Origin of the sequence: Pseudonocardia broussonetiae, assembly GCF_013155125.1 — a bacterium.
GTDB classification, from domain to species: domain Bacteria; phylum Actinomycetota; class Actinomycetes; order Mycobacteriales; family Pseudonocardiaceae; genus Pseudonocardia; species Pseudonocardia broussonetiae.
This window is the reverse complement of the sequence record NZ_CP053564.1, coordinates 2,216,563-2,229,383: the sequence shown is the minus strand read 5'-3', so window position 1 is coordinate 2,229,383 and position 12,821 is coordinate 2,216,563. Positions and strand designations below refer to the sequence as shown.

At 76.3% G+C, this 12,821-nt stretch carries 12 protein-coding genes; 3 read left to right on the top strand and 9 right to left on the bottom strand.

Annotated features, from left to right (window positions below; translation table 11 throughout):
* Positions 1–75: 75 nt before the first annotated feature.
* From HOP40_RS10990 to HOP40_RS10955, 8 genes are all read right to left on the bottom strand, one after another.
* A complete protein-coding gene (locus HOP40_RS10990; protein WP_172157359.1) occupies positions 76–1,647 on the bottom strand; it encodes a 4-coumarate--CoA ligase family protein in 1,572 nt (523 codons plus the stop codon).
* 308 nt (positions 1,648–1,955) lie between these two features.
* On the bottom strand, positions 1,956–2,306 hold the full coding sequence (locus HOP40_RS10985; protein WP_172157357.1) for a hypothetical protein: 351 nt from the start codon (positions 2,304–2,306) through the stop codon (positions 1,956–1,958).
* 73 nt (positions 2,307–2,379) lie between these two features.
* Positions 2,380–3,360 carry a DUF4349 domain-containing protein gene (locus tag HOP40_RS10980; protein ID WP_172157355.1) on the bottom strand — a complete coding sequence of 327 codons (981 nt, stop codon included), beginning with the start codon at positions 3,358–3,360 and terminating at the stop codon, positions 2,380–2,382.
* A 100-nt stretch (positions 3,361–3,460) separates the two neighbouring features.
* The gene (locus HOP40_RS10975) at positions 3,461–3,847 is read right to left on the bottom strand and encodes a hypothetical protein (RefSeq protein ID WP_172157353.1); all 387 of its coding nucleotides are present in this window, start codon (positions 3,845–3,847) and stop codon (positions 3,461–3,463) included.
* Positions 3,848–3,871: 24 nt separating this feature from the next.
* Positions 3,872–4,375 carry a type III secretion system chaperone family protein gene (locus tag HOP40_RS10970; protein WP_172168203.1) on the bottom strand — a complete coding sequence of 168 codons (504 nt, stop codon included), beginning with the start codon at positions 4,373–4,375 and terminating at the stop codon, positions 3,872–3,874.
* Positions 4,376–4,383: 8 nt separating this feature from the next.
* On the bottom strand, positions 4,384–5,682 hold the full coding sequence (gene mshA / locus HOP40_RS10965) for a D-inositol-3-phosphate glycosyltransferase (RefSeq protein ID WP_172157352.1): 1,299 nt from the start codon (positions 5,680–5,682) through the stop codon (positions 4,384–4,386).
* Positions 5,683–5,689: 7 nt separating this feature from the next.
* On the bottom strand, positions 5,690–8,563 hold the full coding sequence (locus HOP40_RS10960; RefSeq protein WP_172157350.1) for a sacsin N-terminal ATP-binding-like domain-containing protein: 2,874 nt from the start codon (positions 8,561–8,563) through the stop codon (positions 5,690–5,692).
* Complete coding sequence (locus HOP40_RS10955) at positions 8,560–9,351, bottom strand: DUF3027 domain-containing protein (RefSeq protein ID WP_240157624.1); 792 nt, start codon at positions 9,349–9,351, stop codon at positions 8,560–8,562. The genes HOP40_RS10960 and HOP40_RS10955 overlap by 4 nt, the downstream gene beginning before the upstream one ends.
* A 27-nt stretch (positions 9,352–9,378) precedes the next feature.
* Here HOP40_RS10955 and HOP40_RS10950 point away from each other — a divergent pair, with 27 nt between their 5' ends.
* From HOP40_RS10950 to HOP40_RS10940, 3 genes are read left to right on the top strand one after another with little or no spacing between them, the layout of a single operon-like run.
* Positions 9,379–10,155 (top strand): glutaminyl-peptide cyclotransferase, encoded by a 777-nt coding sequence (locus tag HOP40_RS10950; protein ID WP_172157348.1) that lies wholly within the window; start codon positions 9,379–9,381, stop codon positions 10,153–10,155.
* A gap of 38 nt (positions 10,156–10,193) precedes the next feature.
* The gene (locus HOP40_RS10945; protein ID WP_240157623.1) at positions 10,194–11,885 is read left to right on the top strand and encodes an MFS transporter; all 1,692 of its coding nucleotides are present in this window, start codon (positions 10,194–10,196) and stop codon (positions 11,883–11,885) included.
* Between the two features lie 9 nt (positions 11,886–11,894).
* Positions 11,895–12,362 carry a DUF2771 family protein gene (locus HOP40_RS10940; RefSeq protein WP_172157344.1) on the top strand — a complete coding sequence of 156 codons (468 nt, stop codon included), beginning with the start codon at positions 11,895–11,897 and terminating at the stop codon, positions 12,360–12,362.
* Between the two features lie 18 nt (positions 12,363–12,380).
* Here the strand turns inward: HOP40_RS10940 and HOP40_RS10935 are convergent, their stop codons facing one another.
* On the bottom strand, positions 12,381–12,770 hold the full coding sequence (locus HOP40_RS10935) for a cold-shock protein (protein ID WP_172157342.1): 390 nt from the start codon (positions 12,768–12,770) through the stop codon (positions 12,381–12,383).
* Between the last annotated feature and the right edge of the window lie 51 nt (positions 12,771–12,821).

The following is a 12,821-nucleotide window of genomic DNA, read 5'->3' as shown; positions in this document are numbered from 1 at the left end:
TCCCTCACAGAGGGGGAAGCGGGAGTGGTCGGGCGTTCGTGCTGGTCAGAGCCCCGTTCCGGCTGGTCCGCCGTCTCAGGCGTTGGCGGCTTCCCGAGCGCGGAGGTCCTTGCGCAGGATCTTCCCGGACGCCGACTTCGGGATGACGTCGATGAACTCCACCACCCGCACCTTCTTGTGCGGGGCGATGCGCTCGGCGACGAACGCCATGACCTCGTCGGCGCTGAGCTCGGCGCCGTCCTGCAGCACCACGAACGCCTTGGGCACCTCCTCGCCCTCCGCGTCCTTCACCCCGATGACGGCCGAGTCGGCGATCTTCGGGTGGGTGAGCAGCAGCGCCTCCAGCTCGGCCGGCGGCACCTGGTAGCCCTTGTACTTGATGAGCTCCTTGACGCGGTCGACGATCGAGAAGACGCCCTCCTCGGTGACCTCGGCGACGTCGCCGGTGTGCAGGTAGCCCTCGTCGTCCAGGGTGGCGGCGGTGGCCTCGGGGTTGTTGAGGTAGCCGACCATCACGTTCGGGCCCTTGACCCACAGCTCGCCGCGCCCGCCGGGGCCGACCTCCTCGCCCGTCTCCGGGTCGACGAGCTTGCACTCGATGTTGGGCAGCGCGAAGCCCGAGGAGTTGAGGTCGAGGTCGGGGCGGTCGTCGGGCATCGCGTGGCTCACCGGCGACAGCTCGGTCATCCCGTAGCCCTGCAGGACCGTGCAGCCCAGCCGCTTGCCCATCGCGTTGCCGAGCTCGGCGTCGAGCGGGGCCGCGCCGGAGAAGATGACGTCGACGCACGACAGGTCGTACTGGTCGACCATCGGGTGCTTGGCCAGCGCCACCGCCACCGGCGGGGCGATGTAGAGCCGCTGGATCTTGTACTCCGACACGATCCGGAGGAACTCCGGCAGGTCGAACTTCGGCATCGTGATGACGGTGGCGTTGCGGTGCAGGCCGTGGTTCATCATCACGGTCATGCCGTAGATGTGGAAGAACGGCAGGACCGCGAGGATCCGCGTCTCCGGGCCGACCTTCATGACCCCGTCCATCTGCACGAGGTTCGCGACGAGGTTGCGGTGCGTGAGGATGACGCCCTTGGCCAGGCCCGTGGTGCCCGAGGAGTAGGGCAGCACGGCGGTGTCGGTCGGGACGACGTCGGCCGCGGGCACCTCGGCGGTGCTCGCGAGCAGGTCGCGCAGCGACGCGTAGCCCTCGGCACCGTCCAGCACGATGATCGAGTCGGCGGGCAGCCCCGCCTGCTCGACGGCCGCGGCCGCGCGCTCCAGGAACGGCGACGCCGTGAACAGCAGCTTGGCGCCCGAGTCCTTGAGCTGGTGGGCGAGCTCGCCGGGGCTGTAGAGGGAGTTGGCGCTGGTCACGATCGCGTTGGCGCGCAGGATGCCGTGGAACACCGCCGCGTAGTACGGCGTGTTGGGCGAGAAGATGCCGACGACGTCGCCCTTGACGATGCCGCGCTCGGCCAGGGCCGCCGCGATCCGCTCGGTCATCCCCCGCAGCTCGGCGAAGGAGATCGACGCACCGGAGGACCCGTCGATCAGCGCGGGCTCGGCGTCGCGGCCGCCGAAGTCGGAGAACAGGAAGTCGAACAGCGGGACCTCGGGGATCTCGACGTCCGGGAACGGGCTGCGAACGGGCATTGCTGCACTCCCTCGGGCACGCCCGTGCGGACCTGCTCCGACGGGCGTCCAACTCTAGACCGGCCGGAGGTGACACCAACTGGGTAGCCCGGAAGGGTTGCCTTGATCGTCACGCGCTGTCATCGTGGCGGCGTCGGACGGACGGGTCACCCACCCGGCCGGACCGTACGGGCGGTGCCCCCGCGCCGCCCGGTGCCCTGTGGCTCCGCGGCGCCCCCGACCGCGCGGCCCTCCAGGGCGGCTCCACGCGGGGTGGCCCGACTCCGACTCCCCCTCCCGGGCGCGGGCCACTCCGCGCCGCCCCGCGCTCAGCCGGGCGGCAGCGGCACGTCGGGCGTGGGCGGCAGCTCGAACGACGGGACCGACGAGCCCAGCTGCTCCAGCGCGGCCTGCGCCCGGTTCAGCTGCACCGCCCCGTAGACCACGACGGCGATGAACAGCAGGCTCGCCAGCGACGTGAGCACGTAGGCGGTGACCCGCAGCGCGGTGACGGCGCGGCCGTCGCGCGGCGGGATGATGATCGTCTTCGTGCGGGTCTGCACCGGCGGGGCCGCCTGGGCGAACGGCTGCGAGGGCGGGTACGGGTGCCCGTACCCGTCGCGCGGTCCGCGCTGCGGCGGCACCGCTCCCTGGTACCCCTGCTGCTGCATGTCGGTCACGAGCCCGGCTCCCGTCGTCGCGAGCGACGTCCCCCCGGACGTCATTCCCCTGTCGCAACTCCCCCAGCAGGCGTTACGCCGCCTGGGCCGACCGGCGGCGTCGGCGTACCACCAGCCACACCAGTCCCGCGACCAGCGCGACCAGCGGCAGGAACGGCAGCAGGAAGCCGAGCACGGTGCCGGCGGCGGTGCCGAGCGCGATCAGCCCCTCCCAGCCGGCGGCGAGCCCGGGGCCGAAGCCGGCGGCGGTGGGCACCGGGTCGTCGACGCCCGCCCCGGGGACGCGCAGGTCGACGGTGACGGTCGAGAACGCGACCTGGTCGCGCAGCGCCGACAGCCGCCCGGTCAGCGAGTCGAGGTCGGCCTCCCGGCGGGCGAGCTCGGACTCGATGGCGACGACGTCGCCGATCGAGGTCGCCTCGGCGAGCAGCGCCCGGACGCGCGCGACGCTCGCCTGCTGGCTGGCGACCCGGGCGTCGAGGTCGACGACCTCCTCCGTCGCGTCGACGACCGACGACGAGCGGTCGGTGACCGTCCCGACCGCCGCGATCCGGTCGAGCACGGCGTCCAGCGCGTCGGCCGGGACGCGCAGCACCACCCAGCCGCCGCGGTCGCCCGCGCTCTCCTCCGCGACGAAGCCGCCCGCGGCGGCCGCGGCCGCCCGCACGTCCCGCACGCCGGTCGCCGCGTCGCCCACCTCGACGGTGAGCTGCGCGGTCCGCACCAGCGAGCGCTGCACGGACCCGACCGGGACCCCCTGCGACACCCCCTGGGACACCCCCTGGGACCCCGCCCCGGTGGCGCCGTCCGGCGCGGGCGCCGCCGGGGCCACGAGCGGCGCGGCGGCGTCGGCCGACCCGGCGTACTCCTCGGTGCTCCGCCCGATCGCGGGCTCCGCGGTCTCGTACGACGCGGACGGCGAGGACGACGACCCGCCGTCGCCGCCACCCACCGCCACCAGCACCGATCCCAGCAGGACCAGGCCCACGACGACCGCGCCGAGCACCAGTCCCGCCCGCCGGGTCGTCCACCGCCGCCAGAGCGCCACGGTCACCGCCTCCTCGTGCCCCCGGTCGCTCCGGGGTGTCACGGGAGGGACGGCGGACCGGCCCTCGCGGGTTGGCCGGGCCGGGTCACGATCGGGTGACGGGCCCTCAGGCCGGGCGGCGCCAGGCGCCGACCAGGACCACCACGGTCGCCGCGGTGATCAGCATGGCCAGCGGGACGTGCACCCAGAGCGTCGTGTCCGCGCCGAGCGTGGCCTCCACGAACGTGGACGCGAAGACGACGGACGACAGCACCGCCGGCGCGAGGGTGCCGCCGGAGAGGCGCCAGTCGAGGGCCGCGGCGACCACCATCAGGCCGGTGAGGACGTGCAGCAGGATCGCGCCCGTCTGGTGCGACCCGTACGCCCCGCTCACCGAGTTGACCACCCCGCTCGCGGTGACGCCCTGGTACAGCACCCCGAGCGCGGACAGCGCCGCCGTGGCGCGCAGCGCCCAGGTGGTGGCGGGCACGGCCCGCCGAGCGGTGGTGGTCATGGGGTCTCCTGGGGAGTGGGAGCGCTACCGGAACAGGTGCTCGAAGGCCTGGAGGTTAGCGGTGGACTCCCCGCGCTCGGACCGCCAGGCGTGCTCGCGGCGGATGGAGCTCGCGAAACCCAGCTCCAGGAGGGTGTTGAAGTCGCCGTCGGCGGCCTCGAGGACCTGACCGAGCAGGCGGTCGATCTCGTCGGGGGTGACGGCGTGCAGCGCGATGCGGCCGGTGAGGTGGATGTCGCCGATCCGGTCGAGTGTGTAGTGCACGCCGTAGAGCCGGGCGTTGCGCTGCAGCAGGAACCGGTAGACGTTCTCGAACTCCTCGTCCGGGCGCCGGCACACGAACGCCTGCACGAACACGGCGTGGTCGCGCACGACGAGCCAGCAGTGGGTCTGCAGGCGGGCGGTGCCGGGGAGGGTGACGAGGAACTGGCCGGGCTCGCGGCGGTGGTGGTCGACGTCGAGGTCGGCGAGCGCGGCGGCGATGACGGCGTCGGTGTCGCTGCCGGGGCTGTTCGGGATCTCGGGCATCTCGGGCGTCACAGCGCGATCATCCCCGCCGGCACCCCCTGGCGCTCGGCGAACTCGGCTGCCGCACCCGCGTAGGTGTCGAGCAGCGACTCGGTGGTGCGGTCCCAGGAGAAGCGGCGCGCGTGGCCCACCGCGGCGGCGCCGAGGACGTCGCGCCGCAGAAGCGCGGCGCGCAGGGCGTCGGCCCACTGCCCCGAGCCGTGACCGGGCACGAGCAGGCCGGAGCGCCCGTCGGCGACGGCGACCGGGAGCCCGCCGACGCGCGCGGCCACGACCGGCGTGCCGCACGCCTGCGCCTCCAGCGCGACGAGCCCGAACGACTCGTTGTGGCTCGGGACGGCGACGAGGTCGGCCGCGCGGTAGACGTCGACCAGGCCCGCGCCGCGCTGCGGCGGCAGGAACCGGAGCACGTCGGTGATGCCCAGGCTCGCGCCCAGCTGCTGCAGCGACGTCGGCTCGGCCAGCCCGCTGCCCGACGGCCCGCCCGCCACCAGGACGACGAGCCGGGCGCGCAGGCCCGGGTCGCGGCGCAGCATCTCCGCGGCCGCGCGCAGCAGCACGTCGGGGGCCTTGAGCGGCTGGATGCGCCCGACGAACGCGAGCACGACGGCGCCGGGCGCGATCCCCAGGGCGCGGCGGGCGGCGGCGCGGTCGCCGGGGACGAACCGGTCGAGGTCGACGCCCGGCGGGATCGTGACGACGCGGCCGGGGTCGGCGCCGTAGAGCTCGACCAGCTCGCGGGCCTCGGACTCGGTGTTGCCGATCAGCCGGTCGGCCTCGGCGACGACCTGGTCCTCGCCGATGACGCGGACCATCGGCTCGGGTTCGTCGCCCGCGGCCAGGGCGGCGTTCTTGACGCGGGCGAGCGTGTGCGCGCTGTGCACGAGCGGGACGCCCCAGCGGTCGCGGGCCAGCCACCCGACCTGACCGGAGAGCCAGTAGTGGGAGTGCACGACGTCGTAGTGGCCGGGGTCGTGGCGGGCCTCGGCGCGCAGGACGCCCGCGGTGAACGCGCAGAGCTGGCTCGGCAGGTCGTTCTTGCCCAGCCCCTCGAACGGCCCGGCGGCGATGTGGCGGACGAGCACGCCGGGCGCGAGCTCCGCCACCGGCGGGTGCTCCGACGACGTGGCGCGCGTGAAGACCTCCACCTCGACGCCCCGCTGCGCCATCCGCCGCGCGGTCTCGACGATGTAGACGTTCATCCCGCCCGCGTCGCCCGTGCCCGGCTGCTCCAGCGGCGAGGTGTGCACGGACAGCACGCTGACGCGACGGGGCCGGCGCTGGAGAGTCACACCTCTGTGTAGCACGTGTCCTTCACCCGGCAAGCAGCGCGAGCAGCGCCCGCAGGGGGTCCTCGGCGTGCCAGCCGCCGACGCCGTCGGGCCACACCGGGACGCGGAACCGGCCGGTGACGGGCCGGGTGACCTGCACCCACAGCTCGTCGTGGCGGACCACCGAGCCCGGCGGGACGGCGACGCCGAGCGTGTGGCACGCCACGACGACCTCGGCGACGTCGGCCCACGGCACCGCCGTCCCCGCCCCTTCGACCGTGCCCCCGACGACGTCGGTGGCGAGCGGCAGGTCGAGCAGGTCGGCCAGCACGACGGGGTCGCCGCCCGCCACGAGCTCGCCGGCGGGGAGCACCGAGGCGGGCCAGGGGGCGTCGAGCACCACGGCGACGTCGACGGACACGACCGTCCCGTCGAGCGCACGCACGCGCTCCGGGGCGTCGAGGTCGGCCGGGTCGACCCGCCCGGCGGTGACGGCGTCGGTCAGCGCGATGTGCGCGTCGGCGACCAGCGCGACGTCCGGGTGGCGGGCGGGGTCGGCGAGGCGGTCGAGGAGGTCGGCGGCGCCGCGGGCGTCGGTGACGGTGAGGTCGGCGCGCACCCCGACGGCGCGCCACACCTCCTCCGACCCGTGAGTGGATACGAGTGCCGGGGCACTCGTATCCGCGCACGGCTCGAGGTCGTGAGTGGCGATCGTGGCTGGGGCCACGGTTGCCGCGCACGGGTCGTAGAGGGCCGCGATGCCCGTCGCCGAGGGCAGCCGCCAGTGGTCGGCCCGCCGCCCGCCCAGCCGCACGTGCCGGGCCAGCCACCAGGGCGTGTAGCCCTCCCGCAGCGCCTCGCGGGTCTCGCGCACGGAGCCGAGGAGGGCGAGGGCGGCGGGCCAGGCGTCGTCGGCGACGAGGTCGAGGTCGCGCACGGCCACCACCCGTCGCGGCGGCTCCGGCTGCGCGTCCCACCAGCGCTCCTGGTCGTCGAGGTCGTGGTCGGGGCCGGTCGGCTCCTCGTCGACGACGACCGCGAACCCGTCCACCACCCCGACGGCGACGAGCGCGGCCCGGTCGGCCCACGGCGCGTCGACGACGCCCAGGGGCGGGTCGTCGCCGAGCAGCGGCGCGAGCGCGGCGTCGGGCAGCATGAGCTCGTCGGCCCGGGCCGGGAGGCCGTCGTCGGCGGGCAGGGCCAGCGCGCCGTAGCCGTCGGGGGCGCTGCCGACCCGTTCCACCAGTGCGAGCACCGCCTCGGCCAGCGGGCGGACGTCGAGCCCCGCGTCGGCGTCGTCGAGCGAGCCCTCGACGGCCGCGAGCAGCGCCGGGTGCTCCAGCAGTGCGCGGGCGTCGGCCTCCCGGGCGCCCAGGCGCACGAGCAGCGGGTGGACCGCGTCCGGGTGCGCGAGGTGCAGGCCCGGCAGCGACACGGAGAACAGCGACGCGGAGAGATCGGCGCCCGCGGGCAGCAGGACGGTCGGCGGGCCGTGCGCGACGCGGCCGTCGGCGAGCGGGACGGGCAGCGCGCGCAGGTCGTCGGCCAGGCCGGGGACGGCGCCGGCCAGGGGCTCGAGCGCGGCGTACAGCCCCCGCCACCACGACGGCGGCCGCTCCACCCCGCCGAGCCGCTCCACCAGCCCGGCCGGGGACAGCCGCTCCACCTCCAGCGCCGCGGGCGGCGGGGCCGCGGCCAGGTCGGCGAACCCGAGCAGTGCGACCAGCTCCTCGGAGCCGGGCAGGTCGAGCCACCGCGCGCGGGCGGGCACGAGCTCGGAGCCGTCGGCGCCGGGCAGCCACGCCGCCGTCCGCAGGGCGTCGACGACGAGCTCCCGCAGCCGCCCGTCGAGCGGGGACCGGGGGAAACCGGGCGCGGGGACGAGGGCGGCCCGCTCGGCCGGCGGGGTGGCGCGGACCAGGTCGAGGTAGGCGTCGACGGCCCCGGCCAGCACGGCGTCGGCGCCCGGACCCGTGCGCGCGCGACGCCGGTCGGGCTCCATCGGCACGGTCGCGATCAGCCGCGCGGGCAGCCCGAGGCGCTCGCCGGTGGCGGTGGGCGCGTGCAGGACCTCGTCCTCGCCCAGTGCGCCGTCGAGCGGGAGCGCCCACGTGGCCGACCAGTCGAGGCGCCCGCGCTGCTCGACGGCCTCGTCGGCCGCCGCGGCGAGGCGCCCGGAGCGGCGCGCGAGGCGCCAGCGCCGCCCCGCGACGACCGTGTCGGGCCCGTCGGACGACCGGCGCAGCACCTCGCCGCCGACGGCGATCTCCTGCAGGTCGGGCAGCGCGAGCAGCAGGTCGGGGGCGTCGGCGCGGGCGCGGGCCAGCAGCGCGGCGGGGTCGAGCCCGGGGCGCAGCGGCATCCGGACCTCGGTGTCGAACCCGGTGTCCGGCGCCCCGTCGACGGGCCAGACCAGGCGCAGCACCGGCGGCTCGTCGCGGCGCGCGAGCTCGGCGGCCGCACCCGGCAGGCCGGCGACCGCGTCGGCGGTGCGGGCCGCGGAGAACGCGACCCCGCCCGTCGTGGACACGACCTGCGGCGCGTCGGTGACGGCGAGGACCGCCGCGAACCCGACGCCGAACCGGCCCACCGCGTCGGCGTCGCGCTTGGCCGAGGCCCGCAGCGACGCCAGCGCGGCGACGCCCGCCGCGTCCAGCGGGGCGCCGGTGTTGGCGACGCGCAGCTCACCGTCGACGACCGACACCGCGATCCGGCCGGGCCCGCCGGCCGCGCGGGCGGCGTCGGCGGCGTTCTGGGCCAGCTCGACGAACCACGCGTCGGCGTAGCCGCCCAGGCGCAGGTCCTCCTCGACGTTCGCGTCCTCGCGGAAGCGCGTGGGCGAGGACGCCCAGGCGTCGAGGACGGCGGCCCGGAGAGCGGCGGTGCCGAACGGGTCGGCGCCGGACGGGGCGGTCACGAGGGCGAGGGCACCGGCTCCAGGTCGACCCCGTCGTCGTAGACGAGCTCGGCGACCGCGACCGGCGACGCCGCCTCGACCACGACGTCGGAGTGCGCGCCGCAGCCGAACCCGACGGCGACGACGGCCCCGTCGGCGGGCGCGTACTCGTTGCCGCACACGCCGAACGCGCCGCGCATCGAGCCGGCCAGCGAGAGGTAGAACCCGCAGCTGCCGCACGAGCCGGGGGCGGCCTTCGCCATGTCGGCGCCGGGGCCGTGCGGCCCGCCGTACCAGCGGTCGGCGGCGGCGTCGCGACCGGCGCGCGAGAGCACCTTGGTGCGCCCCAGCCCGACCTCGACGAGGATCTCGGTGCCGAGCGAGCCGTCGTCGGGGCCGAGGTAGCCGGGCACGAGGCGCTCGTCGTCGTCGGGGGCGGGGAGCAGGTCGCCGACGCCGAGGTCGCCCGGGCGGATCCGCTCGTGCCACGGCACCCACGCGGGCGCGACGACGGCGTCCGGGCCGGGCAGGAGCACGACCTCGCAGACGGTGATCGGCCCCTCGTCCGGGTCGCCCTCCCAGCCCGACGCGACCGTGACCGACCAGCGCCAGCCCCGGTAGCCGCCGTGCTCGGCGGCGAAGTAGTGGGTGAGCGTGCCCGGGTCCTCGACGACGGCGTCGAGGTGCTCGCCGACGGCGCTCTCGGCGCTCGCGCGGCCCAGGTCGGCGGTGGCGTCCTCGACGGCGGCGGCCCTGGCGAGCTCGACGGCGTGAACGAGCCGGGCGGGAGTGGTGGGTTCGGCGCTCACCGCCGTGATTGTGCCACCCTGCCGGGCATGACCCTCGGGCGCGCGCTCCTCTGCGCAGCGGTGCTGGCGATGGCGGGCTGCGGCGCGGCGGCCCCCGGGCCCGCCGCGGTGCCGGTGCTGCGGGCCGAGGTGGTCGCCGAGGTCCCGCACGACCCGACGGCCTTCACGCAGGGCTTCGAGATCGCCGACGGCGTCCTGTACGAGGGCACCGGGCTCGTCGGCGCCTCGCAGCTGCGCGAGCTGGACCCGTCGACCGGGGCCGTCCTGCGCTCCGCGCCGCTGCCCGACGACGTGTTCGGCGAGGGCATCACCGTCGTCGGCGACCGGATCTGGCAGCTCACCTGGCAGGACGGCGTCGCCTACGAGTGGGACCGCGCGTCGCTGACGCGGGTCCGCGAGGTCCCGCTCGCCGGCGAGGGCTGGGGCCTGTGCGCCGGCGACGACGGGCGGCTGGTCCGCTCCGACGGCACCGCCCGCCTGCGCTTCCACGACCCGGTGACGTTCGCGGAGACCGGGGCCGTCGACGTCACGCAGGACGGGGTGCCGGTGACGCGGCTCAACGAGCTCGAGTGCGTCGACGGGCAGGTCTACGCGAACGTCTGGCAGACCGACCGGATCGTGCGGGTGGACCCGGCCGACGGGCGGGTCACCGCCGTCGTCGACGCCTCCGGCCTGCTCGACCCCGAGCAGCGCGCCGCGACCGACGTCCTCAACGGCATCGCGGACGCCGGCGGAGGCGAGCTGCTGCTCACGGGCAAGCTCTGGCCCTCGACGTTCCGGGTGCGGCTGGTGCCCGCCGGTTGATCCGCCGCTCGGGGCCGTCGATGCGTCAGAATGAGCGCGTGGCGCGCCGCGGGTTCCCCTTCCTCCGCCGCCGCGGCACGTCCTCCCGGCCGCCGGCGTCGCCCCCGCGCCCCGCCGCGCCGGTCCCGGCCGCCCCGGTCGACCCCGCCGACCGCTACGCCCCGCGCCGGCGCTACCCCTGGCACGACGACCCCGACTACGACCCCGCGCTGCACCGCCGCACGCCGCCGCCGCCCCCGCAGTGGTCGCCGCCGCCCGCCCCGGCGTCGCGGACCTGGGTCTCCCCCGCGCCGCCGGACGCCCGCGAGGACGTGCGCTGGACCGAGGCCGGGCCGCCGCCGGTGGCGGAGGACGCGCCGACGACCGGGAAGGCGGAGCCGCCGACGACCGTCCGGATGCCGCGCAAGCTCACCGTCACGCGCGTGGCCGCCCTGCGCAGCCGCCAGATCACCGGCAACGGCATCCGCGCGTTCCACCGCGCCGCCTCCGCCGACGGGGCCGACCGCTCCGGGCTCACGGCGCTCACCTACGCCACGATGATGACCTACGCTGTCGACGCCGCGGTGGCCGTCGCACTGGCCAACACGCTGTTCTTCGCCGCCGCGAAGGCCGAGAGCGTCACCAACGTCGCGCTCTACCTGGCCATCACCGTGGCGCCGTTCGCCGTGGTCGCCCCGGTGATCGGCCCGCTGCTCGACCGCCTGCAGCGCGGCCGCCGCGCCGCGCTCGCGGTCTCGTTCGGCGGGCGCGCGGTGCTGGCCGTCGTCATGGCGCTGAACTACGACAACTGGGGCCTCTACCCCGCCGCGCTCGGCGTGATGGTGCTGAGCAAGTCGTTCCAGGTGCTCAAGGCGGCCGTCACGCCCCGGGTGCTGCCCGCGACGATCACCCTGGCCACCACGAACTCCCGGATCACCACGTTCGGGCTCGTCTCCGGCGGCGTGTTCGGCGGGATCGCCGCGGGGATCGCCGCGCTGTTCGGCTCGCCGGGGGCGCTGTTCTTCACCGCCGCGATCGCCGTGGCCGGGATGCTGCTGTGCCTGCGGATCCCGCGCTGGGTGGAGTCGACGGCCGGCGAGGTGCCCGCTTCGCTGCGCAGCACCGTGCGGGGGCCGCGGCGGTCGGTCAGCCGCGGTGTCGTCGTGGCGCTGTGGGGCAACGGCTCGATGCGCGTGCTCACCGGGTTCCTCACGCTGTTCGTCGCCTTCACGGTGCGGGCGCAGGCGGGCGACGACCCGGCGCGCCAGCTGTTCCTCATCGGGATCGTGGGCGCGGCGGCCGGCATCGGCTCGTTCACCGGCAACGCGGCCGGGTCGCGGCAGCGCTTCGGCCGGGCCGACACGGTCATCGTCTCCTGCATCGCGGTGGCCGTCACCGCGGCCGTGGTGGCGGCGGTGCTGCCGGGGATCGCGACGGCCGCGGTCGTCGCGCTGGTCGCCTCCACCTGCAGCGCGCTCGCCAAGGTCTGCCTCGACGCGGTGGTCCAGCGCGACCTGCCCGAGGAGTCACGGGCGTCGGCGTTCGGCCGGTCGGAGACCGTGCTGCAGCTCGCCTGGGTGTTCGGCGGCGCGCTGGGCGTGCTGCTGCCGCACGACACGTACGGGTTCGGGTTCGTCGTCGCGGCCACGGTGGTGGGGCTGGGCGGCGTGCAGACCGCGCTGATCGCGCGCGGGCGCAGCATCCTGCCGTTCCTGGCGCCGCGGTCGGAGCCGGCCCGCACCCGTCCGTAGGGTGGGCCCGTGCTCCGCCGACTCGTCCCGCTGGCCCTCGCCGCCCCGCTGCTGGCCGCGTGCGGCGCCGGGGCCCCGCCGGACGTCACGTTCGCCGCGGGCGCGCAGAGCGCCGTCGCCGGGCCCACCCAGTACTGCGAGGACGACTTCGTGACCTGCACGAACGACGCCACCGCGCCCGTCACGCTGCCGGTGCCGCCGGGCACCGCGCTGCTGGTCACGGTGCCGCCCGCGGTGTCGGAGACGCCGTGGCAGATCGTGTTCACCTACCGCGACGGCGCGGGCGAGCAGGTCGACGAGCGCACCACGGTGTTCGCCCCGCAGGCGCAGGAGTCCTACGCGCTGGAGCTCCCCGCGGACGCCCGCCTGCTCACCGCGCAGGTGCAGCAGTACGGGCCGCCCCCGGAGATCGACGAGGCCACCGGCGAGGTCGTGTTCCCGATCCGGTCGAGCTGGGTGCTGACCGTCGCCGGCTGAGATCCGGTCGAGCGCGGGTCAGGAGCCGTCGAGGTCGCGCGCCACCGCGCGGACGACCTCGGCCGCCAGCTTCGCCGTCTTCCGCTCCGGGTAGCGGCCGCGCCGCAGGTCGGGCTGCACCTTGGTGTCCAGCAGCCGGATCATGTCCTCGATCAGGCTGTGCAGGTCCTCGGCGGGGCGGCGCGTGGCCTCCACCACCGACGGCGGGGAGTCCACCAGCTTCACCTGCAGCGCCTGCGGGCCGCGTCGTCCCTCGGCCATCCCGAACTCGACGCGCTGGCCCGGCTTGAGGGCCTCCACCCCGGCGGGCAGCGCCGCCTTGCGGACGTAGACGTCCTCGCCGCCGTCCTGGGCGAGGAAACCGAATCCCTTGCCGGCGTCGTACCACTTGACCCTGCCGCTCGGCACCTGGTCTCACCCGTTCCTCGATCGTCGGTCCTCGTGCCCCGCGTCCTCGCG

Coding starts and splice junctions, on each gene's coding strand:
- HOP40_RS10975 (WP_172157353.1), bottom strand. CDS start 3,847: ATGACCACCACCGCTCGGCGGGCCGTGCCCGCCACCACCTGGGCGCTG.
- HOP40_RS10970 (WP_172168203.1), bottom strand. CDS start 4,375: ATGCCCGAGATCCCGAACAGCCCCGGCAGCGACACCGACGCCGTCATC.
- HOP40_RS10950 (WP_172157348.1), top strand. CDS start 9,379: ATGACCCTCGGGCGCGCGCTCCTCTGCGCAGCGGTGCTGGCGATGGCG.
- HOP40_RS10990 (WP_172157359.1), bottom strand. CDS start 1,647: ATGCCCGTTCGCAGCCCGTTCCCGGACGTCGAGATCCCCGAGGTCCCG.